General features: G+C 66.8%; 23 protein-coding genes. 9 read left to right on the top strand and 14 right to left on the bottom strand.

Annotation, left to right across the window (positions count from 1 at the left end):
• Positions 1 to 67 precede the first annotated feature (67 nt).
• Positions 68 to 259 carry a hypothetical protein gene (locus tag FAZ11_RS14645; RefSeq protein ID WP_137279516.1) on the top strand — a complete coding sequence of 64 codons (192 nt, stop codon included), beginning with the start codon at positions 68 to 70 and terminating at the stop codon, positions 257 to 259.
• A gap of 18 nt (positions 260 to 277) precedes the next feature.
• On the opposite strand, the gene FAZ11_RS14640 is transcribed toward FAZ11_RS14645, so the two are convergent.
• Positions 278 to 1,183 (bottom strand): LysR substrate-binding domain-containing protein, encoded by a 906-nt coding sequence (locus tag FAZ11_RS14640; RefSeq protein WP_058772113.1) that lies wholly within the window; start codon positions 1,181 to 1,183, stop codon positions 278 to 280.
• A 156-nt stretch (positions 1,184 to 1,339) separates the two neighbouring features.
• Here FAZ11_RS14640 and FAZ11_RS14635 point away from each other — a divergent pair, with 156 nt between their 5' ends.
• Positions 1,340 to 1,954, top strand: a complete 615-nt coding sequence (locus tag FAZ11_RS14635) for a glutathione S-transferase (RefSeq protein ID WP_058772112.1) — start codon at positions 1,340 to 1,342, stop codon at positions 1,952 to 1,954.
• 98 nt (positions 1,955 to 2,052) lie between these two features.
• Here the strand turns inward: FAZ11_RS14635 and gcvT are convergent, their stop codons facing one another.
• The 6 genes from gcvT to FAZ11_RS14600 form a co-directional block, all read right to left on the bottom strand.
• On the bottom strand, positions 2,053 to 3,162 hold the full coding sequence (gcvT, locus tag FAZ11_RS14625; protein WP_058772111.1) for a glycine cleavage system aminomethyltransferase GcvT: 1,110 nt from the start codon (positions 3,160 to 3,162) through the stop codon (positions 2,053 to 2,055).
• Between the two features lie 254 nt (positions 3,163 to 3,416).
• Positions 3,417 to 6,272, bottom strand: a complete 2,856-nt coding sequence (gcvP, locus tag FAZ11_RS14620; RefSeq protein ID WP_058772110.1) for an aminomethyl-transferring glycine dehydrogenase — start codon at positions 6,270 to 6,272, stop codon at positions 3,417 to 3,419.
• A 7-nt stretch (positions 6,273 to 6,279) separates the two neighbouring features.
• Positions 6,280 to 6,648, bottom strand: a complete 369-nt coding sequence (gene gcvH, locus FAZ11_RS14615) for a glycine cleavage system protein GcvH (RefSeq protein ID WP_058772109.1) — start codon at positions 6,646 to 6,648, stop codon at positions 6,280 to 6,282.
• Between the two features lie 252 nt (positions 6,649 to 6,900).
• Positions 6,901 to 8,055, bottom strand: coding sequence for a glutathionylspermidine synthase family protein (locus tag FAZ11_RS14610; RefSeq protein ID WP_058772108.1), 1,155 nt, complete (start codon positions 8,053 to 8,055; stop codon positions 6,901 to 6,903).
• 3 nt (positions 8,056 to 8,058) lie between these two features.
• The gene (locus FAZ11_RS14605; RefSeq protein WP_058772107.1) at positions 8,059 to 8,613 is read right to left on the bottom strand and encodes a DUF1190 domain-containing protein; all 555 of its coding nucleotides are present in this window, start codon (positions 8,611 to 8,613) and stop codon (positions 8,059 to 8,061) included.
• A 9-nt stretch (positions 8,614 to 8,622) separates the two neighbouring features.
• Positions 8,623 to 9,027: a DUF350 domain-containing protein gene (locus FAZ11_RS14600; protein WP_058761708.1), complete on the bottom strand. Its 405-nt coding sequence runs from the start codon at positions 9,025 to 9,027 to the stop codon at positions 8,623 to 8,625.
• A gap of 192 nt (positions 9,028 to 9,219) precedes the next feature.
• Between FAZ11_RS14600 and poxB the strand changes: the two genes are divergently transcribed.
• Complete coding sequence (gene poxB, locus FAZ11_RS14595; RefSeq protein WP_058772106.1) at positions 9,220 to 10,944, top strand: ubiquinone-dependent pyruvate dehydrogenase; 1,725 nt, start codon at positions 9,220 to 9,222, stop codon at positions 10,942 to 10,944.
• 18 nt (positions 10,945 to 10,962) lie between these two features.
• On the opposite strand, the gene FAZ11_RS14590 is transcribed toward poxB, so the two are convergent.
• The 4 genes from FAZ11_RS14590 to FAZ11_RS14575 all read right to left on the bottom strand — a co-directional run bounded on the left by FAZ11_RS14590 (position 10,963) and on the right by FAZ11_RS14575 (position 15,873).
• Complete coding sequence (locus FAZ11_RS14590; protein ID WP_058772105.1) at positions 10,963 to 11,676, bottom strand: substrate-binding periplasmic protein; 714 nt, start codon at positions 11,674 to 11,676, stop codon at positions 10,963 to 10,965.
• Positions 11,673 to 13,541, bottom strand: coding sequence for a GGDEF domain-containing protein (locus FAZ11_RS14585; RefSeq protein ID WP_058772104.1), 1,869 nt, complete (start codon positions 13,539 to 13,541; stop codon positions 11,673 to 11,675). Before FAZ11_RS14585 ends, FAZ11_RS14590 begins: the two co-directional genes overlap by 4 nt.
• Complete coding sequence (locus tag FAZ11_RS24685) at positions 13,538 to 14,278, bottom strand: substrate-binding periplasmic protein (protein WP_058772103.1); 741 nt, start codon at positions 14,276 to 14,278, stop codon at positions 13,538 to 13,540. The genes FAZ11_RS14585 and FAZ11_RS24685 overlap by 4 nt, the downstream gene beginning before the upstream one ends.
• Positions 14,279 to 14,352: 74 nt before the next feature.
• On the bottom strand, positions 14,353 to 15,873 hold the full coding sequence (locus FAZ11_RS14575) for a sigma-54-dependent transcriptional regulator (RefSeq protein WP_058761713.1): 1,521 nt from the start codon (positions 15,871 to 15,873) through the stop codon (positions 14,353 to 14,355).
• A gap of 86 nt (positions 15,874 to 15,959) precedes the next feature.
• Here FAZ11_RS14575 and FAZ11_RS14570 point away from each other — a divergent pair, with 86 nt between their 5' ends.
• The 3 genes from FAZ11_RS14570 to FAZ11_RS14560 all read left to right on the top strand — a co-directional run bounded on the left by FAZ11_RS14570 (position 15,960) and on the right by FAZ11_RS14560 (position 18,050).
• Entirely contained in the window at positions 15,960 to 16,394 is a 435-nt protein-coding gene (locus FAZ11_RS14570; protein ID WP_058761714.1) for a MarR family winged helix-turn-helix transcriptional regulator, read from the top strand.
• Between the two features lie 142 nt (positions 16,395 to 16,536).
• Positions 16,537 to 16,953 carry an organic hydroperoxide resistance protein gene (locus FAZ11_RS14565; RefSeq protein WP_058772102.1) on the top strand — a complete coding sequence of 139 codons (417 nt, stop codon included), beginning with the start codon at positions 16,537 to 16,539 and terminating at the stop codon, positions 16,951 to 16,953.
• 71 nt (positions 16,954 to 17,024) lie between these two features.
• Positions 17,025 to 18,050 (top strand): alpha/beta hydrolase, encoded by a 1,026-nt coding sequence (locus FAZ11_RS14560; protein ID WP_058772101.1) that lies wholly within the window; start codon positions 17,025 to 17,027, stop codon positions 18,048 to 18,050.
• 49 nt (positions 18,051 to 18,099) lie between these two features.
• On the opposite strand, the gene FAZ11_RS14555 is transcribed toward FAZ11_RS14560, so the two are convergent.
• Positions 18,100 to 19,011 carry a LysR family transcriptional regulator gene (locus FAZ11_RS14555; RefSeq protein ID WP_058772100.1) on the bottom strand — a complete coding sequence of 304 codons (912 nt, stop codon included), beginning with the start codon at positions 19,009 to 19,011 and terminating at the stop codon, positions 18,100 to 18,102.
• Between the two features lie 105 nt (positions 19,012 to 19,116).
• Between FAZ11_RS14555 and FAZ11_RS14550 the strand changes: the two genes are divergently transcribed.
• Complete coding sequence (locus FAZ11_RS14550) at positions 19,117 to 20,124, top strand: zinc-binding alcohol dehydrogenase family protein (protein ID WP_058772099.1); 1,008 nt, start codon at positions 19,117 to 19,119, stop codon at positions 20,122 to 20,124.
• A gap of 88 nt (positions 20,125 to 20,212) precedes the next feature.
• Positions 20,213 to 20,860 carry an oxygen-insensitive NAD(P)H nitroreductase gene (gene nfsB, locus FAZ11_RS14545; RefSeq protein ID WP_058772098.1) on the top strand — a complete coding sequence of 216 codons (648 nt, stop codon included), beginning with the start codon at positions 20,213 to 20,215 and terminating at the stop codon, positions 20,858 to 20,860.
• Positions 20,861 to 21,086: 226 nt separating this feature from the next.
• Here the strand turns inward: nfsB and FAZ11_RS14540 are convergent, their stop codons facing one another.
• Both FAZ11_RS14540 and FAZ11_RS14535 read right to left on the bottom strand, forming a co-directional pair.
• Positions 21,087 to 22,088: an LLM class flavin-dependent oxidoreductase gene (locus tag FAZ11_RS14540; RefSeq protein ID WP_058772097.1), complete on the bottom strand. Its 1,002-nt coding sequence runs from the start codon at positions 22,086 to 22,088 to the stop codon at positions 21,087 to 21,089.
• Complete coding sequence (locus FAZ11_RS14535) at positions 22,072 to 22,482, bottom strand: winged helix-turn-helix transcriptional regulator (RefSeq protein WP_058761721.1); 411 nt, start codon at positions 22,480 to 22,482, stop codon at positions 22,072 to 22,074. Before FAZ11_RS14535 ends, FAZ11_RS14540 begins: the two co-directional genes overlap by 17 nt.
• A gap of 192 nt (positions 22,483 to 22,674) precedes the next feature.
• Between FAZ11_RS14535 and betI the strand changes: the two genes are divergently transcribed.
• A complete protein-coding gene (betI, locus tag FAZ11_RS14530) occupies positions 22,675 to 23,262 on the top strand; it encodes a transcriptional regulator BetI (protein ID WP_058761722.1) in 588 nt (195 codons plus the stop codon).
• Positions 23,263 to 23,455 lie beyond the last annotated feature (193 nt).

Here is a 23,455-nt window from a genome sequence, read left to right as displayed (position 1 = left end):
GCCGGTGCGGGACAGTCTTTGGGCTACGGCACTTTCGCCGTCTATAGCCGAGCTCGGGGAGGCGTCAATGAACACTGTAGCTATGGAGCGCGCCAAGGCCGAGAGCAACGGCGCCGGTAACCTCGTTGATACCGCCAGCAGCCAGGCGCTGCGGGCCGCCATCAGTACCATGAGACGCACCACCAGCCAGGTGCAGCGCATCAACGATCAACTCTGGGAAGTCTGGCCGGACGGCCGTCGCAAGCTGCTGCTGCGCTGAGCCTCTGGACTGGCCGCCTCAGGCCGTCGCCGAGGTGGCCAGCCCCTCCAGATAGATCGCTGCCTCGGCGTGCAGCCAGGCGCCGAAGCGTTCCTGCTTTTCCGCCGACTCCGCCCGCTCCGGCCAGACCAGCCAGTAGGCGTACGGATAGGGCGCCACCACCGGGCTGAGCTGGACCAGACGACCCTCGTCCAGCGCCGCCTGCACCAGACTGCGTCTTTCCAGTGCCAGCGCCTGGCCCAGGCGGAGCGCCTCCAGCACCAGGTTGGAATCGTTCATGCTGATGGTGCACGAGGCGGCCGCCCGGTCGATGCCAGCCGCTTCACCCCAAGGCCGCCAGGTCTCTTCCGTATGCATAAGCGGCTGCGCCAGGGCCTCCTCCAAAGTGCGCGGCAGGCGGCCGCCATCGTAGTCGGGCGCGGCCACCAGCAGGACATCGTCCTGGAACAGCCATTGCGCCGTCAGGCCATCCCACTGCCCTTCGCCCATGCGTACCCCGATGTCCACCATGCCTTGGCGCAGGTCCTGGAAGTCCAGACTGGTCTGCAGGCGGATGCGGTACTCCGGGTACAGGGCGCGAAAGCGGGGCAACCGCGGCAGCAACCAGTGCGCGGCGAAAGAAGGAAAGGTAGCCAATACCAGCTCGTTGCGCCGCGGGCGGGCCTGCAGGCGCCGGGTCGCCTCGCCCAGGTCGTCGAGCAGTTGGCGGACCTGCTCGGCATAGACCCGACCGTCGCCCGTGACCTCGATACCGCGTCCCTGGCGTTCGAACAGCACCATGCCCAGTTGGTGCTCCAGGCCCTTCACCTGCTGACTGACCGCGGCGTGGGTGAGGTGCAACTCGCTGGCGGCGCGGGTCACGCTGCCCAGGCGGGCAACCGCTTCGAAGCAGCGCAGGGCATTCAACGGCGGCACGCGCGACATGTAAGACTTCCTTAACGATTCCGTCAGATTTTCTCGCTGGAAGCAGCTTCACCGAATCCTTAATGTCTTGTCCAGAGCGGCACCTGGCGTGAAACGCGCAGTAAGGGTGACGTTCCACGTGAAACAGGATTCACTCTTTCTGACAGGACGCCTCCCATGCAACTCATCGGCATGCTCGACTCCCCCTATGTGCGGCGGGTCGCGATCTCCCTTCGTCTGCTGGCGTTGCCCTTCGAGCTGCGCCAGCTCTCGGTCTTCCGTGACGTCGAGCGCTTTCGTACCTTCAACCCGGTGGTCAAGGCGCCGACCCTGATCTGCCTGGATGGTCAGCGGCTGATGGATTCGTCGTTGATCCTCGACTATGCCCAGCACCTCGCCTGCGGTAGCCGGCAGTTGCTACCTCACGGCCAGGCCGCCCGGGCGACCGCCTTGAGTCGGATCGGCCTGGCCCTGGCCCTATGCGAGAAGGCGGTGCAGCTGGTGTACGAGCGTGACCTGCGACCGGAAGAGAAGCGCCACGAACCCTGGCGGCAACGGGTGGAAGGCCAGCTGCGCGCGGCCTGCGGCGCGCTGGACAAGGCCTGGCTGGGTCCGCGCCCGCCGCTGAGCGAAGGCGCTATCGGTCAGGATGCCATCGATGCGGCGGTGGCCTGGAGCTTCCTGCATTACGCCCTGCCGGGGCTGATTGAGCGGCGTAACTATCCGACGCTGGAAGCGCTCGCTATCGAGGCGGAAGGAATATCGGTGTTTCGGGATTATCCGGTGGTGTGAGGCGCTGTTGGGCTTCGCTTGCGCTCAACCCAACCTACGGGGTCACGCTCCTGTAGGTTGGGTTGAGCAGCGCGAAGCCCAACACTCAAGGACTCAGATCAACCGCGGTAATACCGCTGCGGCACGAAGGGCGTCTTGGCGACCTTGACCGGGACCTGCTTGCCGCGCACCACGGCGAACAGCTCGGTATCCAGGGCAGCGAAGGCGCTGTCGACATAACCCATGGCCACCGGCGCGCCCAGGGTCGGGCCGAAGCCGCCGCTGGTGACGCGACCGATGCTGGCGCCATTGGCATCCACCAGTTCCGCGCCTTCGCGTACCGGCACCCGCTCCTGTACCAGCAGGCCGACGCGCTTGCGGCTCACACCGTCGCGCTGTTCGGCGAAGATGCGCTCGGCACCGGGGAAGCCACCGGCGCGGCCGTTACCTTCGCGACGAACCTTGGACAGCGCCCAGCCGAGGTTGGCCATCACCGGCGTGGTACCGGCGTCCATGTCATGGCCATAGAGGCAGAGACCGGCTTCCAGGCGCAGGGAGTCGCGGGCACCCAAGCCGATGGCCTCGACTTCCGGCTCGGCCAGCAGGCGGCGCGCCAGGGTCTCGGCGGCGGCGCTGGGCACCGAGATCTCGTAGCCATCCTCACCGGTGTAGCCGCTGCGGCTGACGATGCAGGGTTGGTCCAGCAGCTTCACGCGGCGTACCTGCATGAAGGTCATCTCGGCCACTTCCGGCGCCAGGCGCGACAGGACAGCGGCGGCGGCCGGGCCCTGCAGAGCCAGCAGGGCCCGATCGAATTGCGGCAGCACCTGGCAGCGATCGCCGAGGTGCTTTTCCAGGTGGGCGAGGTCAGCTTCCTTGCAGGCGGCGTTGACCACCAGGTAGAGGCAATCGCCGAGGTTGGCGACCATGAGGTCGTCGAGGATGCCGCCGTTGTCGTCGGTCAGCAGGGCATAGCGCTGCATGCCGCTGGGCAGGTCGATGATGTCGACCGGCACCAGGGATTCCAGGGCCTCGGCGGCCGCGTCGCCTTCGAGCAGTACCTGCCCCATGTGGGACACGTCGAACAGCCCGGCCTGAGCGCGGGTGTGCTGGTGCTCCTTGAGCACGCCGAGCGGGTATTGCACCGGCATCTCGTAGCCGGCGAAGGGCACCATGCGGGCGCCGAGTTCCAGGTGCAGCGCGTGGAGCGAAGTCTTGAGCAGGGACATGGTGGGGCTCCGTGTCGGGTGGCGGTTTCCGCGCTCCGGTCCTCCAGAGCAAGGAAGCTGTGATCTGAATGGGCTCGCCTGATGAGCGAGGCGCGACCTCGGTGCTTCGGGACTTCCCTCACCCCGGCCCTCTCCCTGGGGGAGAGGGGGAAGAGCGGTGCTTCACCTGGACATCCTGCGCAACTGCGCAGACCTGGCAAAGTGCTGCAGCGCTACTCCCCTCTTCCCCAGGGAGAGGGGCCGGGGGTGAGGGCTCAGGCCTCGCCGTACGCCTCGATGGGCGGGCAGGAGCAGACCAGGTTGCGATCGCCATAGACGTTGTCGATACGGGCCACCGGCGGCCAGTACTTGCCGTCCACCAGGCTCGGCAGCGGGAACACCGCCTGCTCGCGGCTGTAGGGGTGAGTCCACTCCCCGGCCAGTTCGCGCGCAGTATGGGGCGCGTTCTTCAGCGGGTTGTCCTGGGGGTCCAGGGTGCCGCTTTCCAGGGCGCTGATCTCTTCACGGATGGCGATCATGGCGTCGCAGAAGCGATCCAGTTCCTGCTTGGACTCGCTCTCGGTGGGCTCGATCATCAGGGTGCCGGCCACCGGGAAGGACATGGTCGGGGCATGGAAGCCGAAGTCGATCAGGCGCTTGGCCACGTCGTCCACGGTCACGCCGCTGCTGTCCTTGAGCGGCCGCAGGTCGAGGATGCACTCGTGGGCCACCAGGCCGCTGGTGCCGGTGTAGAGCACCGGATAGTGCTCTTCCAGGCGGCGGGCAATGTAGTTGGCGCTGAGGATGGCCACCTGGGAGGCACGGGTGAGACCGGCGCTACCCATCATCTTCAGGTACATCCAGGAGATCGGCAGGATGCTGGCGCTGCCGTAGGGCGCCGCGCAGACCGCGCCTTCCTTGCGTTCCAGGTGGGCATGGCCGGGCAGGAAGGGCGCCAGGTGCGCCTTGACGCCGATGGGGCCGACGCCCGGACCGCCGCCGCCATGGGGGATGCAGAAGGTCTTGTGCAGGTTGAGGTGGGAGACGTCGCCGCCGAATTGGCCCGGGGCGCAGAGGCCGACCATGGCGTTCATGTTGGCGCCGTCGATGTAGACCTGGCCGCCGTGGTCGTGGATCACCTGGCAGATCTCGCGAATGGCTTCCTCGAATACCCCGTGGGTGGACGGATAGGTGATCATCAGCGCGGCCAGGCGGTCGCTGTGCTGTTCGGCCTTGGCGCGCAGGTCGTCGAGGTCGACGTTGCCGCGCTTGTCGCAGGCCACCACCACCACGCGCATGTCGACCATGCTGGCGGTGGCCGGATTGGTGCCGTGGGCCGAGGCCGGGATCAGGCAGACGTCACGCTCGCCCTGGCCGCGGCTCTGGTGATAGGCGCGGATGGCCAGGAGGCCGGCGTACTCACCCTGGGAGCCGGCGTTGGGCTGCAGGGAGACGGCATCGTAGCCGGTGGCGGCGCAGAGCATGGCCTCCAGCTCGGCGGTGAGCTGGGCGTAGCCCTGGGTCTGGTCGGCCGGCGCGAAGGGGTGGATACCGCCGAATTCCGCCCAGGTGACCGGGATCATCTCGCTGGCGGCGTTGAGCTTCATGGTGCAGGAGCCCAGCGGGATCATGGTGCGATCCAGTGCCAGGTCCTTGTCCGCAAGCTTGCGCAGATAGCGCATCAGCTCGGTCTCGGAACGATAACTGGCGAACACCGGGTGGGTCAGGAAGGCCGACTGGCGACGCAGTGCTTCCGGCAACTCCACGCCGCTGACGTCGCCCAGCTCGGTGATCTGGGGGGCGGCCTGGCCATCGGCGAGGATCTCCAGCAGGGCCTGGACGTCGGCCAGGGTGCTGGTCTCGTCCAGGGACACGCCCAGGGCTTCCGCGCTGACGTCGCGCAGGTTATAGCCACGGGCGCGGGCGGCCTCGTGCAGGGCGGCGGTGCGCGCGCCGAACACCAGGGTCAGGGTGTCGAAGGCGGTGTTCTGGGTCTGGTGGCCCATACGCTGCAGGCCGGCGGCCAGCAGGCCGGTCAGGCGCTGTACCCGGGTGGCGATGCGGGTCAGGCCTTCGGGACCGTGGTAGACCGCGTACATGCTGGCGATGTTGGCCAACAGCACCTGGGCGGTGCAGATGTTGCTGGTGGCCTTCTCGCGGCGGATGTGCTGCTCGCGGGTCTGCAGGGCCAGGCGATAGGCTGGGTTGCCGTGGCGGTCGATGGACACACCGACCACGCGCCCGGGCATGTCGCGCTTGTACTTGTCTTGCGTCGCGAAGTAGGCCGCGTGGGGGCCGCCGAAGCCGAGCGGTACGCCGAAGCGCTGGGCGGTACCGATGGCCACGTCAGCGCCCAGTTCGCCGGGCGGGGTGAGCAGGGTCAGGGCCAGCAGGTCGGCGGCCATGGCCACCAGGGCACCGGCGGCCTGGAAGGCCTGGATGCTCTCGCGGTAGTCACGGATCTCGCCGGTGGTCATCGGATACTGGAACAGCGCGCCGAAGAAGCGGCCGTGGTCCTCGATCTCGGTTTCCACGCCCACCACCACCTCGATGCCCAGGGGCTCAGCGCGGGTGCGCAAGACGTCCAGGGTCTGCGGATGGCAGTGCACGGAGGCGAAGAAGGCATTGGCCTTGTTCTTCGCCAGGCGCTTGCAGAAGGTCATGGCCTCGGCGGCGGCGGTGCCCTCGTCCAGCAGCGAGGCGTTGGCCACCGGCATGCCGGTGAGGTCGCCGATCAGCGTCTGGAAGTTGAGCAGGGCTTCCAGGCGACCCTGGGAGATCTCCGGCTGGTAGGGGGTGTAGGCGGTGTACCAGGCCGGATTTTCCAGCAGGTTGCGCAGGATCGGCGCCGGGGTATGGGTGTTGTAGTAGCCCTGGCCGATGAGGCTCTTGAGCAGGTGATTCTTGCCGGCGATGGTGCGCAGTTCGGCCAGGGCATCGGCTTCGGACAGCCCGGCGGGCAGGTCCAGCACGCTGGTGCCCTTGATGGTCTCGGGGATCACCTGGGCGGTCATGGCGTCCAGGGACTCGTAGCCGAGCAGGTCGAGCATGGCGATCTCGTCCAGCTCGCGCGGACCGATGTGGCGCGGGACGAATTCGTCGGCGGTGCTGAGGGTGTCGTGCAGCGACATGGCGGTCTTACCCCTTGATCAGTTGCTGATAGGCGGCTTCGTCGAGCAGCGCGGCGAAGGCCTCGGCATTGGCGGGCTGGAAGCGGAAGAACCAGCCGGCCTGCAGCGGATCGCTATTGATGGTCTCGGGCGCATCATTCAGCGCCTCGTTGACGGCCAGGACCTCGCCGTCCAGCGGCATGGTGATGTTGCTGGCGGCCTTGACCGATTCGAGTACCGCGACTTCATCGCCCTGGGCATAGCTGCGCAGCTCCGGCAGTTGCACGAAGACCAGATCGCCGAGCGAATCCTGAGCATAGTCGGTGATGCCGACGGTGATGCTGCCATCGGCTTCCTGACGCAGCCATTCGTGTTCTTCGGTGTAGCGCAGACCCATTGCAGACTCCTGCGGACGTTCGTCCCGGTGGATAGATGGGTCTGAGTAGTGCAAGCCGAGTGCCAGGAGCGGAACCCCGGTTTACCTGGGCTTCTTTGGGCTAACCATTCTGAGGTGTAGCGAAAGCGTTACAAGCGAGCCAGGTGAGGCGAATGCGCGTAACGCTTTAGAAACACCGTATTGAATTCGATACGGTTTTAGTCCAGCTCCTGGGTCCGACAGCCCTGCTGCATGACTTCGCTGCTTCCGGCCTCAGTCGAGGATGAAATGCGGCAAGAAGCGCGAGCTGTCCTGGGTGATCAGTGAGCTATCCTCGCGAATGCCCAGACCGCAGGCCCTATCGCCCACCACCCAACTGCCCAGCACCGGATAGTGCCCGTCGAAACACGGCAAGGGCTGGCAGGCCTGGCGGATGGTCGGCCCGCCATAGGGGCCGGGCACCGCTGCCCGGCGGCCGTCACGGGCGTGCAGGCTGACATTGGCGCCCTCGCGGGAGAACAGCGGCTTGCGCACCCAGCCCGGTGCCAGAGCGGCGCTGGGTCGGGCATCGAAATAGGTGGGCAACAGATTGGGGTGCCCCGGGTGCTGCTCCCAGAGCAACGCCAGGATGCCCTTGTTGCTCAGCAGCGCCTTCCACGGCGGCTCGACGAAGCGGGTGCCACTGGCGGGGATGGCCGTGCCGAAGGCGTCTTCCAGCAGGTGTTCCCAGGGATAGAGCTTGAACAGGCTGAAGATGGAGTGGCCATTGAGGTCGACGAAGGTGCCCGAGCGTTCCAGGCCGATGTCCTCGATGGCCAGGAAACGGGTATCCAGGCCAGCCTGGACGGCGCAGTCGCGCAGGTAGTCGACAGTGCCGCGATCCTCCAGGGAGTCGCGCACCGCGGCCAGGTACAGCGGCTGCGGCAACCCCAGGTCGGCCAGGGTCTCGATCAGCCGCTCCTGGATCAGGTTGTACTGGTCGGCGGCGGGCGGCAGGGCGCCGCGCTCACGCTGCTGCTCCAGCCACAGCCACTGGAAATAGGCCGCCTCGTAGAGCGAGGTGGGGGTGTCGTAATTGAGTTCGAACAACTTGGCCGGGCCCTGGCCGCTGTAGCAGAAGTCCATCCGGCCATAGAGCGAGGGCTCGCGCCGGCGCCAACTGATGCGCAGGTGCTCCCAGAAGAAGCGCGGGATGTGCAGTCGTTCCAGCAGCTCTTCGCGCTCGACGATCCTGTCCACCAAGTCCAGACACAACTCGTGTAGCTCGGCGGTGGGCGCCTCGATGTCGTCTTCGATCTGCCGCAGGCTGAAGCGGTAGGCGGCGGTCTCGTCCCAATAGGGTTCGCCGTCGAAAGTATGGAAGGCGAAGCCCAAGGCCTCGGCCTGCGGGCGCCAGTCGGGGCGTTCGGCGAAGGAGATGCGCTGCATGGCCTAGCCTCCCTGGGAGCAGAGCGCCGAGGCTTTGAGCCCGAAGCCGCCGCGTTGGACGACGGGAGCCGGCCTGATCCGGGTCAGGGCGGTGCTGACCAGCAGCGGCCCGGAGCGACGCCCGACGTATTCGTTGCAGTTGCTGCGCAAATGGTCGTCACCCAACGCCTGGTAGAGCGGCTCGCTGGGAAAGTGCTGTTCCAGCCACTCCAGCCGCTGCCCCTGAGAACCGGTGGCGGTGACCGGCACCGTACCCAGCAGATAGCCCGCGAGCGGCGGCGCATAGGCACTGAACGTTTGATCGACCGCCTGACAGCGCCCGGCGCCGAAATCGGCCTCGCAATCGACTTGGGAGCGATAGCGCGGGGCGATCTGCCCGTGCAGGGCCAGCACCCGGGCGTATTCCTGCTCGCACAGCCCGGCCTTGAATACCCCGGCGCTCTGACAGTCGAGCGGGTCCCGATAGAGATAGCCCGTCTCCGGTTTGTCGCTGCAGCCCGTCACGAGCAGGGGTGTGGCGCCCAGCAGTACCAGGCGCAGGCGTTTGCTGCGTTTCATGGCCTGCCCTCAACCGGTGATGGCGGCCGCATTGAGCACGCCCACGGCGAGGGCGAAGCAGGCGGCGAGGATGCCGCTGGCCATCTCGTTGGCCGCCAGTCGCTGCGGCAGCCCGGGCAGGCCCAGGCGCAGCAGCTGGAAGGCCAGCAACTGGGTGACCAGGGCGATCACCGCCCAGATCAGAAAGTCGGTCAGGCTCACCGCCACCCGCATGGCGCCGGCCAGGGGCAGCACGAAACCGAGCAGGCTGCCGCCGAAGGCCAGGGCCGCGGCGGGCACGTTGGCGCGGATCAACTGCCACTCCCGGTGCGGCGTGAGCCAGGCGTAGAGCACGCAGAACAGCCCGAGCATGGCCAAGGCCAACAGCAGGTAGAGCAGGAAGGCGGAAAACCCGCCGAGGTAGGCGTAGAGCACGAGGGACGGTCCTTGTCGCGGGAGAGTCGAGCACGATTATCGCCGCCCACGTGACGGGCGCGCCGACCGTTCACCGGGCGAAACGGCGAGACGGTCGCGAACTTACACCCCGCTTCGCCGGCCCAAGGGAACACAACAAGACCTCTGCCAAGCGGCTCTGCCCTCTTCCACCCCTTGCCTGGAGTCTCTGTCATGGCTGTAAAAACCGTCGCCGATCTGCTCGTCGCCACCCTCGAAGCCGCCGGGGTGGAGACCATCTGGGGCCTGCCGGGCGATTCGCTCAACGGCCTCACCGACAGCCTGCGCAAGCGCGACCGTATTCGCTGGCGCGGGGTGCGGCATGAAGAAGCCGCGGCCTTCGCCGCCAGCGCCGCCGCCGACATCAGCGGCCGGCTCACCGTCTGCGCCGGCTCCTGCGGCCCGGGCAATCTGCACCTGATCAACGGCCTGTTCGACGCCCAGCGCAGCGGCGCACCGGTCCTGGCCATCGCTGCCCAGATTCCCTCCAGCGAGATCGGCCTGGGCTACTTCCAGGAGACCCACCCGGAGCGGCTGTTCCGCGATTGCAGCGACTTCTGCGAAGTGGTCAGCCATCCCGAGCAGTTGCCGCGCATCCTCGAGACCGCCATGCGCTCGGCCATCCTCAACCGTTCGGTGTCGGTGGTGGTGATCTCCGGCGACGTGGCCCTGGCCGAGGCGCCCACCCAGCAGGTCCAGTGGAGCGAGCCGGTGCGCCCAGTGGTGGTGCCGCCAGAGGCCGAACTGGACGCCCTGGCCAAATTGCTGGCCGGCGAGAAACGCATCACCCTGCTGTGCGGTGCCGGTTGCGCCGGCGCCCATGCCCAGGTGGTGGCCCTGGCCGAGCGCCTGCAGGCGCCGGTGGTGCACGCCCTGCGTGGCAAGGCTCATATCGAGTATGCGAATCCCTACGGCGTGGGCATGACCGGGCTGATCGGCTTTTCCTCCGGCTATCACGCGCTCAAGGAGTGCGACCTGCTGCTGATGCTGGGCAGTAACTTCCCCTATCGCAACTTCTTCCCGGATCACGGGCGGGTGGTGCAGATCGACCTGCGCGGTGCCCACCTGGGCGTACGTACCCCGCTGCTCAAGGGCCTGGTGGGCGATGTCCGCGCCACCCTCGACGCCCTGCTGCCGAAACTCCAGCCCAACGGCCACAGCCGCTTCCTGGAAAAGGCCCAGCAGCACTACCGCAAGACCCGCGCCGAACTGGATGACCTGGCCACCGCCACCGCCGATGGCGAGCCGTTGCACCCTCAGTACCTCACCACCCGGGTGAGCGAACTGGCCGCGCCGGACGCCCTCTTCACCTGCGACGTGGGCACCCCCACCGTCTGGGCGGCGCGCTACCTGGCGATGAACTTCGAGCGCAAGCTGGCCGGCTCCTTCAGCCATGGCTCCATGGCCAACGCCCTGCCCCAGGCCATGGGCCTGCAGGCGGCCTTCCCGGATCGCCAGGTGGTGGCCCTGGCCGGTGACGGCGGCCTGTCCATGCTGCTCGGCGAACTGGCGACCCTGGCCAGCGAAAAGCTGCCGGTCAAGGTGATCGTCTACGACAACGCCACCCTGGGCTTCGTCGCCATGGAGATGAAGGCCGCGGGCATGCTCGACGAGACCACCGATCTCGCCGCCGTCGACTTCGCCCGGGTCGCCGAAGCCTGCGGTGTACGCGGCTGGAAGGTGGAGTCGGCCAGCCGGCTCGACGCCACCCTGGCGGAAGCCTTCGCCCACCCCGGTCCGGCCCTGGTGGACGTGCGCATCGCCAAGCAGGAGCTGTCGCTACCGCCGAAGATCGAGGCCGCCCAGGCCAAGGGCTTCAGCCTCTACATGCTGCGCGCGGTGATGAGCGGCCGCGGCAGCGAGGTGCTGGACCTGGCCAAGACCAACGTGCTGCGTTGACGGCCGGGGGTCGCTCGGCTATTCCAGCAGCCGAGCGACCTCGCCACTGGCCTTGAGCTGCGCGAACGCCGTGCGCAGCCGCTCCACCAGCGGCGCCGGTGTGGCCGCGCTGAACGCCATGTACAGCGGGGTATCGAGCTCCTCCAGCACCGCCAGGCGTTGCAACCCTGGGCAGGCGCTGCCCGCCGCCTGGCAGAAGTGGGCGGCATCTCGCTCCGGTAGCAACAGGGCATCCACCTGGCCGCTGAGCAGGCGGTTGAAATTGTCCTGTTGCTGGCCCGACACCACCAACCGCTGGAAGCCGAGCTGCTGCAGATACTGGTGGCGCACGTCGTCGCGCATCACGCCCAGGCGATAGGCGCGCGCCTCGTCGAGCTGCTCGATCCGGACGTCGTTTCGACTCGCCAGCCGATAGAAGTAGTAACGCAGGCGCGTGATCTCCCCCACCCAGTGGAATTGAGCTTCGCGGGCCGGGGTTCGGGCGATCAGATAGATCAGTACCGCCGGCTCGTGCAGTGCCAGGTCATAGGCGCGGGCCCAGGGATAGAGCTCCAGGCTATAGTCATCGATACCCGCCACTGCCAGGGTGCGTTCCACCACGGCGGTCGCCGGTCCACTCACCCGGCCATCGACGATCCAGGTAAAGGCGGTGTCTTCGGTCACGGCGCGTAGCGTGGCGGCCTCCAAAGGCCGCCACGCCAGGATCAGCAGGGCCAGCAGCAGATACCTCATGGGGAGAAGTCCTCCGGTAACTGACAACTGCGATTACGGCCCAGGCTCTTGGCCCGGTAGAGCGCCCGGTCGGCCTGGCCCATGAGCGCGGCGAAATCGAGAGTTGCGGCGTTCAGCGAGGCATAGCCGATGCTCAGGGTGACGTGATCGGCGACCTCGGAGCCGACGTGGGCAATCGCCAACGCAGCCACGGCCCGGCGCAGACGCTCGGCCAGCTCTCCCGCGCCGGCGAGGTCGGTCGCAGGCAGCAAGACCGCGAATTCCTCGCCGCCGATCCGCGCCAGCAGGTCGCCCGGGCGGACCACGACCTGCTGCATGGCGGTCGCCACCTGTTGCAGGCAAAGGTCGCCCTGGGTATGGCCATAGGTATCGTTATAGCGCTTGAAGAAGTCGACATCGCAGAGCAGCAGCGAGAGCGGTAGCCCCGAGCGCTGGGCGCGCCGAAATTCCAGGTGCTCGGCCTCGTCGAAGCAGCGCCGATTGGCCAGCCCGGTGAGCGGGTCGCTGCGCGACAGCTGCTCCAGCCGCGCGTTGGCGCTGCGCAATGCCTCCTGGGACGCCAGCAGATCGCGCAGTTGCAGCTGGTGATGGGAGGCATGCAAGAGCAGTTGGGTGGTCATGTTGATCAGGGCACGTTCGTCGGTGCGCCAATCGCCGCCCAGCCCACAGCCAAAGAGCAGCAAGCCGTATTCGTCTTCGGCGATCTGCAGATGGACCAGTGCCAGGGCTTCGTTGCCCAGGGCCAGCAGCGGCTCAGCCGCCTCACCGAGCACGCTGACGAGGGCACTCGGTGAGGCGAAGGTCTGCGGCACCTCCGGCTCCAACAGGACCTCCAGGGCCTGGGCGCAGGAGATCGGCAGGCTCAAGCCCAGGGTCATCGGCTCAATCTCGCCGAACCAACCCTGGTACAGGCGATAGGTCGATTCCGGGGCGCGGCGCTTGAACCAGAAGGCCTGACGCGCACGCAGGCGTTGCGCCACCTCTTGCAGGCAGACCTGGCAACGCCGGTCGAACTGCTCGTAAGGCGCATGGATCAGTTGGTTGGACAGCCCCAGGATGGTTTGCTGCGCCGTCGCCAGCGCCTCGAGCTCCGCCGTGCGCTCCTGTACCCGTTCCGCCAGGCGATCGCGATGCGCGGCCAATTCCTCTTCATGTCGATGCTGTTGGGCCAGGTAGCCCGCTAGATTGCCTTGCAGGGCATTGATGCCGCTCACCAGCAGGTCCAGTTCGTCCTGCCGGGCGGGCCGCTGCAGGCGGAGAGGCTTGTCGAGGGTGGCGGCCGACAGCAACGACAGGTGCCGGGCGATGCGGCGGACGTGCAGGGTCACCAGCCGATTGAAGGCCAGGCTGACCAGGCCGGCGAGCAGCAGGGCGAGCAGGAGCTGGGTCAGCAGGGTACCCGCCACGCTGTCGCGCAACTCGTGCCAGAGCAAGCTCTCATTGCCCTGGATGAACAATTCGCCCAGCACCTCGTGACCGCCAGGATAGGGACTGTAGACCAGCTCGCCTTGCCGGCTGGGCGCCAGGCTCGAGGGGGACCAGTCGGCGCGCTGACGGAATTGGACCTCGGGCTCCTGGCCGCGACCGACCAGACGCAATTCGATGCGGCCGACCGACGCGATGCGCAGCGCGCCATCCAGGTGCGCCTGCACCGAGGGCGTGTCCATCTCCCAGATGGCCTTGGCTAGCGTCGATTGGTAGACCTGTTGCAAGAGTTGCAACTCCGCATCCATGCCGACGCGATTCTGCTGCCAGATGTTCCAGGTGCGCAGCCCAGCCGTGAACGCGGAAAACAGCAGGCAGCACACCACCGTCAGCAGGGCCAGGCGATTGCCCAGCGAGCGGTGCGTACGGACGCCCTTCATAGCCAGCGCCGCTGAAGTGTGGCCAGCGTGCCGTCCTGCTGCAGGGCGACGAAGGCGGCCCGCAGCCGCGTCACGACCTCGGGAGCGGTATTCAGGCTAGCCGCCAGGTACACGGGATAGGACGGCAAGCAATAGGCCGGCACCAGATCCCGCCGAGGATCGTAGCCGGCCTGGCGGGCCAGATGATCGACCACGGCCCGATTGGCGACCCACAGATCGACCCGCCCGGCCTTCAATTTCTCCAGGTTGAGACTGTAATGCGCGCCGGACTGCAGCTCCCGTCCGACGGTGAAGCCCCGCTCCAGCAGGATGCGTTCCCCCGCATCGCCGTTGACCGTGGCGATTTGCAGGCCGTGGGCCGCCTCCAGGCTGGCCAAGGGGCGCACGCGGCCCTGCCAGCTGAACAGGCAGAGGTTGGTCTCGGTCAGGGGTACCACCCACTCGAACAGCGCCTCCCGCTCTGGGATGCGCGCCAGGGAAAAGATCAGGACCCCGGGTCGTCCCTGGGCCTGGGCGAAGGCACGTGCCCAGGGCATGACCTGGGGCTCGGCGACGAGCTCGGCACGGGCCAACAGCAGCCGCACCAGCTCGACCGAGAAGCCGGTCACCCGGCCATCCGCCTGGACCAGGCTGAAGGGTGGATAGTCCTCGGTCACCACCTCCAACGCGTCCGCACGAACGCCGGTGCAGACCAGCGCCAGGCCGAGAAGTAAGCACTGCAAGAATTTGCTCGTCACGACGCCCTCCCCGTTCGAGCACGACGTGGTCTGAGCGTTATCGGGCAGCGCTGATGAAACTTGAAGCGACGGCGCTAGTCTCGCCGTGGAATGCCATAGCGCCGTAGACGCATGGCGATCGCCGAATGAGAGGTTTGCAAGCGCGCGGCCAACTGGCGGCTGGACGGGTATTGCGGATAGAGCCGCTCCAGCAGCGCGGCCTCGAAGCCCTGCATGGCCGCTTCCAGGGTACTGACCTCGGTCGTCACCTGCCCGGCCACCGCCGTCCCGGCCAGATCCAGATCGTCGACATCGATCTGGCCGCTTTCGCTGATCGCCGCGGCGCGAAAGAGGATGTTCTGCAACTGGCGCACGTTGCCCGGCCAGGCGTTGCCCAGCAGCACGCCGTAGGTGGACGGTGCCAGGCGGCACGGCGGGCGACCGATCTGGGCGCAGGCCTGCTGCAGGAAGTGCCGTGCCAGCAGCAGGATGTCCTGGCCGCGCTCGCGCAACGCCGGCACCTGCAGGCTGAGCACGTTGAGGCGATAGAAGAGGTCCTCGCGAAAGGTGCCGGCCGCCACCATGGCCTGGAGGTCGCGATGGGTGGCGGCGAGGATGCGCACATTGACCCGCGTCTCGTGGGCGCCACCGACCCGGCGGAAGCTGCCATCGGAGAGGAATCTCAGCAGCTTGGCCTGCAGATAGGGCGACATCTCGCCGACCTCGTCGAGAAACACCGTGCCCTGGTCGGCCAACTCCAGCAGCCCCGGCTTGCCACCCCGCTGGGCACCGGTGAAGGCACCCGGGGCATAGCCGAACAACTCGCTCTCGGCCAGGCTCTCCGGCAGGGCGGCGCAGTTGAGCGCCAGGAAGGGCGCGTCGCGACGGGCACTGGCGGCGTGGCAAGCACGGGCCACCAATTCTTTACCAGTGCCGGTCTCGCCGAGGATCAACAGCGGTGCCTCCAGGGCCGCCAGGCGCTGGGCCCGGGCCTTGAGGGTGCGAATGGCGGCGCAATCGCCAAGCAGGGAATCGAAGCCCTCGGGAGTGTCGTGGCGCAGCGCCGACAGGCGTCCACCGATACGGCTGGGTGCATAGAGGGTCAAGAGGCCACCGGCCAGGCCGCCCACCGGTTCGCCGATGGGGGTGGCGTCCAGCAACAATGCCTGGCCGCGCAACACCACTTCGCGCAGCGGCAGGCGAAAGCCCTGGGCCAACAGCTCGACCGGTAGCTCAGTGTCGTTGAAGAGCTCCGCCAGGGTGCTGCCGGCGTCCTCACCGGCCAGGGCGGCGAAGGCCGGATTGGCCAGCAGGATGCGGCCTTCGCCATCTACCGCCAGCACCGGATCGGCCATGGCGGCGAGCAGCGCATCGAGCTGCAGGCTGCGCCGCTGGCCGGGCAGGATGTCCACCACCCGTACCGCCTCGACCCCCACCACGGTGAGCAGGGCGTCGCGCAATTCTTCCAGCACCGCTGCGCTCAGGGTTGGCGCGTCGATATAGACGTTAGGCGGCACCATCTCCACGGCATCCAGGTTGAGATTGCGCGCACCGAGCAGCGCCAGCACTTCCTGAGTGATGCCGACACGATCGATGAAGGAAACATGGATACGCATGAAAACCGCGGAGTCTGATGGTGAAAGGCTATGCTACCCAAATGCCCAGGGTAGAATCATTTCTCATTTGCCGTCGCGAGACCTCCATGACCAGTAAAGACCCTCTCCTTCTCGATCAGCAGCTGTGCTTTGCGTTGTACTCCACTTCTTTGGCCATGACCAAGGTGTACAAGCCGCTGCTCGAAGAGGTGGGGCTGACCTACCCGCAGTATCTATTGATGCTGGTGCTCTGGGAGAACGACCGCCTCCCGCTCAAGGAGCTGGCCCGCCGGCTGCACCAGGATTCCGGTGCCCTGACCCCGGTACTCAAGCGCCTGGAAGCCGAAGGCTACGTGACCCGCCAGCGCAACGCCGAGGACGAGCGCAACCTGTCCGTCGAGCTTACCGAGCAGGGGCGTACCCTGCGTAAGAAAGCCCAGGACATCAATGGCACCATCGGCAGCTACTGCGCCCTGGGCGACCGGGAGATGAGCGAACTGCGCGAAAGCCTCACCGCGCTGCGCGCCAAGCTGGAACGATAACGCCGGCATACCGTCCGTCGGCAAGCCACGAGAATAGATTTGCGCGATAACTAATATCGCGATAACTTAAATCCGTGCCCAGGCCGCTTCAGCGTCTCGGTCCAGCGAATTAATTATCGCGATACTTAATTAGGAGTCCGCCATGAACATTCTCTACACCGCTTCTGCCACCAGCACCGGTGGCCGTGATGGCCGTTCCATCAGCAGCGACAAAGCCCTGGACGTGCAGCTGTCCACGCCCAAGGAACTCGGCGGCGCTGGCGGTGCGGGCACCAACCCCGAGCAACTCTTCGCGGCTGGCTACTCCGCCTGCTTCATCGGCGCCCTGAAGTTCGTCGGTGCCAAGGAAAAGATCGCCGTTCCGGCTGATGTCAGCGTGACCGCCCAGGTCGGCATTGGCCCGATCCCCACCGGCTTCGCCATCGACGTCGAGCTGACCATCAGCCTGCCGGGCCTGGACCGCGCCGTGGCCGAAGACCTGATCGAGAAAGCCCACCAGGTCTGCCCCTACTCCAATGCCACCCGCGGCAACGTGGACGTGCGCCTGACCCTGGCGTGATACGGCCGCCGGTACCACCGGGCGTCTCGCCCCGAGACGCTCTGCCCTTGACGCTTCGAGGAGTCCTCATCATGCGTACCTTCGCTCGCCTGCTCGGTCTTTCCACCCTCACCCTGGCCATGGGCAGCGCCTTCGCCGCGCCCCAGCCCGATCCGCACCTGGAGCGCACCACCCAGGCCTTCGTCGACAGCCTGAACTCCAGTGGCGGCAAGCCCTTGGAAACCCTGTCGCCGAAAGACGCCCGTGCCGTTCTGGTCGGTGCCCAGGCCAGCGTCAAGGTCGACCTGTCCGGCGTCAAGACCAGTGAGAAGACCATCCAGGTCGATGGCAAGCCGCTGCTGCTGACCATCGTCCGCCCGGAGCACGCCAAGGGCGCAACCCCGGCCTTCATGTTCTTCCACGGCGGCGGCTGGGTGCTGGGCGACTTCCCCACCCACCAGCGGCTGGTGCGTGACCTAGTGGTGGCCTCGGGCGCCACGGCGGTGTTCGTCAACTACACCCCGAGTCCGGAAGCCCACTTCCCGGTGGCCATCAACCAGGCCTATGCCGCGACCAAGTGGGTCGCCGAGCACGGCAAGGAAATCGATGTCGACGGCAGTCGCCTGGCCGTGGCCGGCAACAGCGTCGGCGGCAACATGGCCGCGGTGGTCAGCCTGATGGCCAAGGACAAGGGCACGCCCAAGCTGCGCTACCAGGGCCTGCTGTGGCCGGTGACCGACGCCAACTTCGACACCCCGTCCTACAAGGAGTACGCCGAAGGCCGCTTCCTGACCCGCAATATGATGAAGTGGTTCTGGGACAGCTACACCACCCGCGAAGCCGACCGCGCCAACATCTACGCCTCGCCGCTGCGCGCCACTCTGGAGCAGCTCAAAGGCCTGCCGCCGGCGCTGGTACAGACCGCCGAGAACGACGTGCTGCGTGACGAGGGCGAGGCCTATGCCCGCAAGCTCAACGCCGCTGGTGTCGACGTGGTACAGGTGCAGTACGACGGCATGATCCACGACTACGGCCTGCTCAACGCCCTGTCCAAGGTTTCCGAGGTCCAGGCCGCCCTGACCCAGGCTGGCCAGTTGCTGAAAGAACACCTGCAATAAGCTCGACGCGGCACCCAGGGGGTGACTTCCACACGGAAGCCACCCCTTTTTATTCGGGCTGCGCACCCAGCGCCGCGAAGCGCTCGACCAGCCAGCCGTGCAACTGCCTGACCGCGGGCGAGAACTGCCGGCGATGCGGACAAAAGAGTTGCAGCGGTAGCGGCTCGCCGGGCTGCCCGGGCAACACCCGCACCAGCCGCCCCTTGGCGAGATCGTCCCTCATGTCCAGCCAGGACTTGTAGACGATGCCCGCCCCGGCCACCGCCCAGCGCCTGACCACCTCGGCGTCGTCGCTCTGCAACGGCCCGCTCACCGCCACCTGGCGCAGGCCGCCGTCGGCCAGGGGAAAGCTCCATTTGTCATAGGTGCGGCCATGCAGCTGATAGAGCAGGCAGGCGTGACTGGCCAGCTCGTCCAGGCTGCGTGGCGTACCGTGGCGCGCCAGATAGCTCGGCGCCGCCGCCAACAGTCGGCGATTGTCCGCGACCAGCGGCAGAGCCACCAGGCTGTCGTCCTGGCTGCGCCCGTAGCGAATGGCGATATCCACCGGATCGCGATAGACATCGGCCTGCTGATCCGACACGTACAGCCGTAGCGTCAGCCCTGGATGGCGCTGGCGAAAGTCCGCCAGCCAGGGCAACAGCAGGTTGCGCCCCAGGTCCGAGGGCGCCGCCACCTGCAGCACGCCGCGCAGTTCCGGACTCTCGCCCTGCAACCGCTCGCGGCCCTCGCGCAGGGTCTCCAGCACCTCCCGGGCATAGGGCAGATAGGCTTCGCCCTCGGCGGTGAGTCTCAGGCTGCGGGTCGAGCGAGCGAACAGGCGGATGCCCAGCTCGCGCTCCAGCCGGCCGATGGCGGCGCTCACCTGGCCCGGCAGCAGGTCTATCTCGCGGGCCGCACGGGAAAAACTGCCCAGGGCGGCAGAGCGCACGAAGAGACCGAGATCGTCGAAGCGGATCATTTTCACTCCTATAGTGAAGGTGCTATCCGATTCTGCCGCTTTTTCCGGCCGAGAATGAAGACGACCATGACTCCACGTCTTCTCATCGTACAAGGAACCCTGTCCATGAAAGCCATCGTCCACGGCGACACCAGTCTCGCCGCCACCGATCCCCGTGCCCTGCAGGATGTCGAATTGCCCGATCCCACGCCGGACGCCCACGATTTGCTGGTAGAAGTCCATGCGGTCTCGGTCAATCCGGTGGACACCAAGGTGCGCCAGGGTCTGGTGGAGCGCGAATCCAAGGTGCTGGGCTGGGACGTCTCCGGCGTGGTGCGTGAGGTGGGCAGTGCGGTCAGCCGCTTCGCCGTGGGCGACGAGGTCTATTACGCCGGCGAACTGTTCCGCCCCGGCTGCAACAGCGAACTGCACCTGGTGGACGAACACCTGGCCGGCCACAAGCCCAACAGCCTGGACCACGCCCAGGCCGCCGCCCTGCCGCTCACCGCCGTGACCGCCTGGGAATTGCTGTTCGATCGCCTCGGCGTCACCGAAGGCGGCGGCGCCGGCCAGCAACTGCTGGTGATGGGCGCGGCCGGCGGGGTCGGCTCCGTGCTGATCCAACTGGCCCGCCAGCTCACCGAGCTGACCGTGATCGGCACCGCCTCCCGCGCCGAGACCCAGGACTGGGTCCGCGAACTCGGCGCCCACCACGTCATCGACCATCACCAGCCGCTGCGGCCGCAACTGGAAGCCCTCGGCCTGGACGGCGTGACGCTGGTGGCCAGCCTCACCCACACCGAGCAGCATTACGCTCAGCTCGTCGAGGTGCTGCGGCCCCAGGGACGCCTGGCGGTGATCGACGATCCCGAGCAGCTCGATGCCGTGCCGATGAAACTCAAGTCGCTGTCGCTGCACTGGGAGCTGATGTTCACCCGCTCGCTGTTCCAGACCCCGGACAAGGTGCGCCAGCACGAGATCCTCGAGCGCGTCGCCCAACTGGTCGACCAGGGCACCCTCAAGACCACCCTGGGCGAACACCTGGGCCGCATCGACGCCGCCAACCTGCGCCGCGCCCACGCCCTGTTGGAAAGCCATCAGGCGCGCGGCAAGCTGGTGCTGGAAGGCTTCTAAGCGCCTGCCCGAAGGCTCCCCGTTACCGCCGCGCCCCACCCGTGGGGCGTGGCTCTACTCTTTCCATCCCTCGATCAGGAATCGACCCATGCAGCTGTCCCAGATCGCTCGTACCCGCTACACCACCAAGGCCTTCGACGGCTCCCGCAGCATCCCCGCCGAACAGGTCGAGGAACTGCTCGAATTGCTGCGCCAGGCACCCTCCTCGGTCAACTCCCAGCCCTGGCATTTCGTGGTGGCCGCCAGCTCCGAGGCCAAGGCGCGCATCGCCCAGGGCATGCAGAGCCCCTACAACGAACCCAAGGTGCTGCCGGCCTCCCACGTCATCGTGCTGTGCACCCGCCTGGAGATGACCGAGGACCATCTGGCCCAGGTACTGGAACAGGAAGCCCAGGACGGCCGCTTCGCCAAGCCCGAGGCGCGCGCCGCCCAGGACGGCACCCGTCGTCACTTCGTCGACCTGCATCGCCATGAGCGCAAGGACGTCCAGCATTGGATGGAGAAGCAGACCTACCTAGCTCTGGGCACCCTGCTACTGGGCACCGCCGCGCTGGGCATCGACGCCACCCCCATGGAAGGCTTCGACGCCAACAGCTTGGACAAGGAATTGGGCCTGCGCGAGCAGGGCTACACCGCTCTGGTGGTGGTCGGCCTCGGCTACCGCGGCGAAAGCGACTTCAACGCCGCCCTACCCAAGTCCCGCCTGACCCGCGAGCAGGTATTCACCTTCCTGTAAAACGCGCGGCTCCCGTAGCGTGGATAACGCGGCGCACGTTGTAGGTTGGGTTGAGCGCAGCGAAGCCCAACAAAGGCGGCAGAGCCGCCTCGCTACCGACATGAAAAAGCCGACCGCTACAAAACGGTCGGCTTTTGCGTTTGGACCTGTTGGGCTTCGACGATGAACCCGACTCAGCCCCACTAGGTTCGCGTAGGTTGGGCCGAGCGCAGCGCCCCAATACCCACTAACCGCCCTTCAGATCCGCCAGGATCGAAAACGCCTGCAAGCGATCCGCCTGCTCATAGACGTCGCAAGTGAAGATCAACTCGTCGGCGTCGGTCTTCTCAAGCAGCAACTCCAGACGCTCGCGCACCTTGTCCGGTCCGCCGATCACCGCCATGCCGAGGAAGCTCGACACCGATTCCTTCTCATGGGGCAACCAGACGCCCTCCATGCTACGCACCGGCGGCTTGAGCCTCAGGCTGTCGCCGCGGAACAGGGCGAGGATGCGCTGATAGACAGTGGTGGCCAGGTAGTTGGCCTCGTCATCGCTACCGGCGGCCACCAGGGGCACGCCAAGCATCACATAGGGGCGATCAAGCGTCTTGGACGGCTGGAAATTCTCCCGATACAGGCGGATCGCCTCGTGCACATAGCGCGGCGCGAAGTGCGAGGCGAAGGCATAGGGCAGGCCCTTGGCCGCCGCCAACTGGGCGCTGAACAGACTGGACCCCAGCAGCCAGATCGGCACCTCGGTGCCCACGCCCGGCATGGCGATCACGCCCTGCCCCGGTTGCTGCGGTCCGAAGTAATGCTGCAGTTCTTCCACATCCCGCGGGAAGTCGTCGGAGCTGCCCAACCGATCACGCCGTAGGGCATAGGCGGTGCGCTGGTCCGACCCCGGTGCTCGGCCCAGGCCGAGTTCGATCCGTCCCGGGTACAGCGAGGCCAGGGTGCCGAACTGCTCGGCCACCACCAGCGGTGCATGGTTGGGCAGCATGATGCCGCCCGAGCCCAGGCGCAAGGTACTGGTGCCGGCGGCCAGATAGCCCAGTAACACGGCCGTCGCCGAACTGGCGATACCATCCATGTTGTGGTGCTCGGCCACCCAGTAGCGGGAAAAGCCGAGCTGCTCGACATGGCGCGCCAGGGCCAGGGCGTTGTGCAACGCCTGGGCCGCGTCGCCATCGTCACGGATGGGCGCAAGGTCGAGGACCGACAGGGCGGTCTTAGCGAGACGAGTCATCAGGGATCTCCTCGGCGGCCTGATCATAGGCCGCCCTGTGGCGCTGAATGAGAGGCTGCTTCGCGGAGGCCCAGGCAGTCAGGGCGCCTACCGGCACCATCAGGCTCTGGCCCAATTCGGTGAGGGCGTACTCCACCTGGGGCGGCTTGGTCGGCGTCACCGTGCGCGAGACCAGGCCATCGCGCTCCAGTTGGCGCAGAGTGACGCTGAGCATGCGCTGGGAAATGCCGTCGACGCGGCGGCGCAATTCGTTGAAGCGCAGCGGACCGGCCTCCAGGGTGAAGAGCGTCAGCAGGGACCAGGCATCGCCGATGCGATCCAGCACATCCCGGATCGGACAAGCATGGGCATGCAGACGGCGGCGACTGGAGATACGACTGACCACGGCGTCCATGGCGATCCTCGAAGCAGAACTGACTCCAGCCTACGCCTTCCGGGCGGTTATTAAAAGTAACCACCCGTCAGGACTGGTACTGCCCCCAACACCCAGGCACAATCCAAGAGGCCGTGACATTTTTTATTGATTGAACGTTCAATAAAAAATAGTTACCCTCGGAGGCTTCTTCCGCCTTCCCAGGAGATGCCCGTGCCCAAGGTCGGGATGCAACCCATCCGCCGCTCGCAGCTCATCGCCGCGACCCTCGAAGCCGTCGACGAAGTCGGCATGGGCGACGCCAGTATCGCCTTCATCGCCCGCAAGGCCGGCGTCTCCAATGGCATCATCAGCCACTACTTCCAAGACAAGAACGGCCTGCTCGAAGCCACCATGCGGCATCTGATGAACGCCCTGCGCCAGGCCGTGCGCGAACGCCGGGCGCTGCTGCCCAACGACGATCCCGCCGCCAACCTGCGCGCCATCATCCAGGGCAACTTCGACGACACCCAGGTCAGCGGCCCGGCCATGAAGACCTGGCTGGCCTTCTGGGCCACCAGCATGCACCAGCCCAATCTGCGGCGCCTGCAGCGCATCAACGACCTGCGCCTGTATTCCAACCTCTGCTGGCAATTCCGTCGCCTGCTGCCCCGCGATCAGGCGCGCGCCGCCGCCCGCGGCCTGGCCGCCATCATCGACGGCCTCTGGCTGCGCGGCGCCCTGTCCGGCGATGCCTTCAATACCCAGCAGGCCCTGCAGATCGCCTACGACTACCTGGATCTGCAACTGGCCAAGGCCTGATCCACCCCGCCCCTGGCTACTCCGACCAGGGGCTTCTCCGCGTCACCTCCCCTCCCGAACCGCTCTAGACCGCCTATTGGCCGGACTCGATTTCGCCACGCATTTTTCATTGATTGAACGTTCAATAAAAATTAAGTAGACTGGTCTCATCGCTGGAGCAGAAAGCCTCGTCTTTCGCTCCCTGTGTTCCTTG

The organism is Pseudomonas rhizoryzae (assembly GCF_005250615.1).
GTDB lineage: Bacteria > Pseudomonadota > Gammaproteobacteria > Pseudomonadales > Pseudomonadaceae > Chryseomonas > Chryseomonas rhizoryzae.
This window is presented reverse-complemented; position numbering and strand designations above follow the sequence as displayed.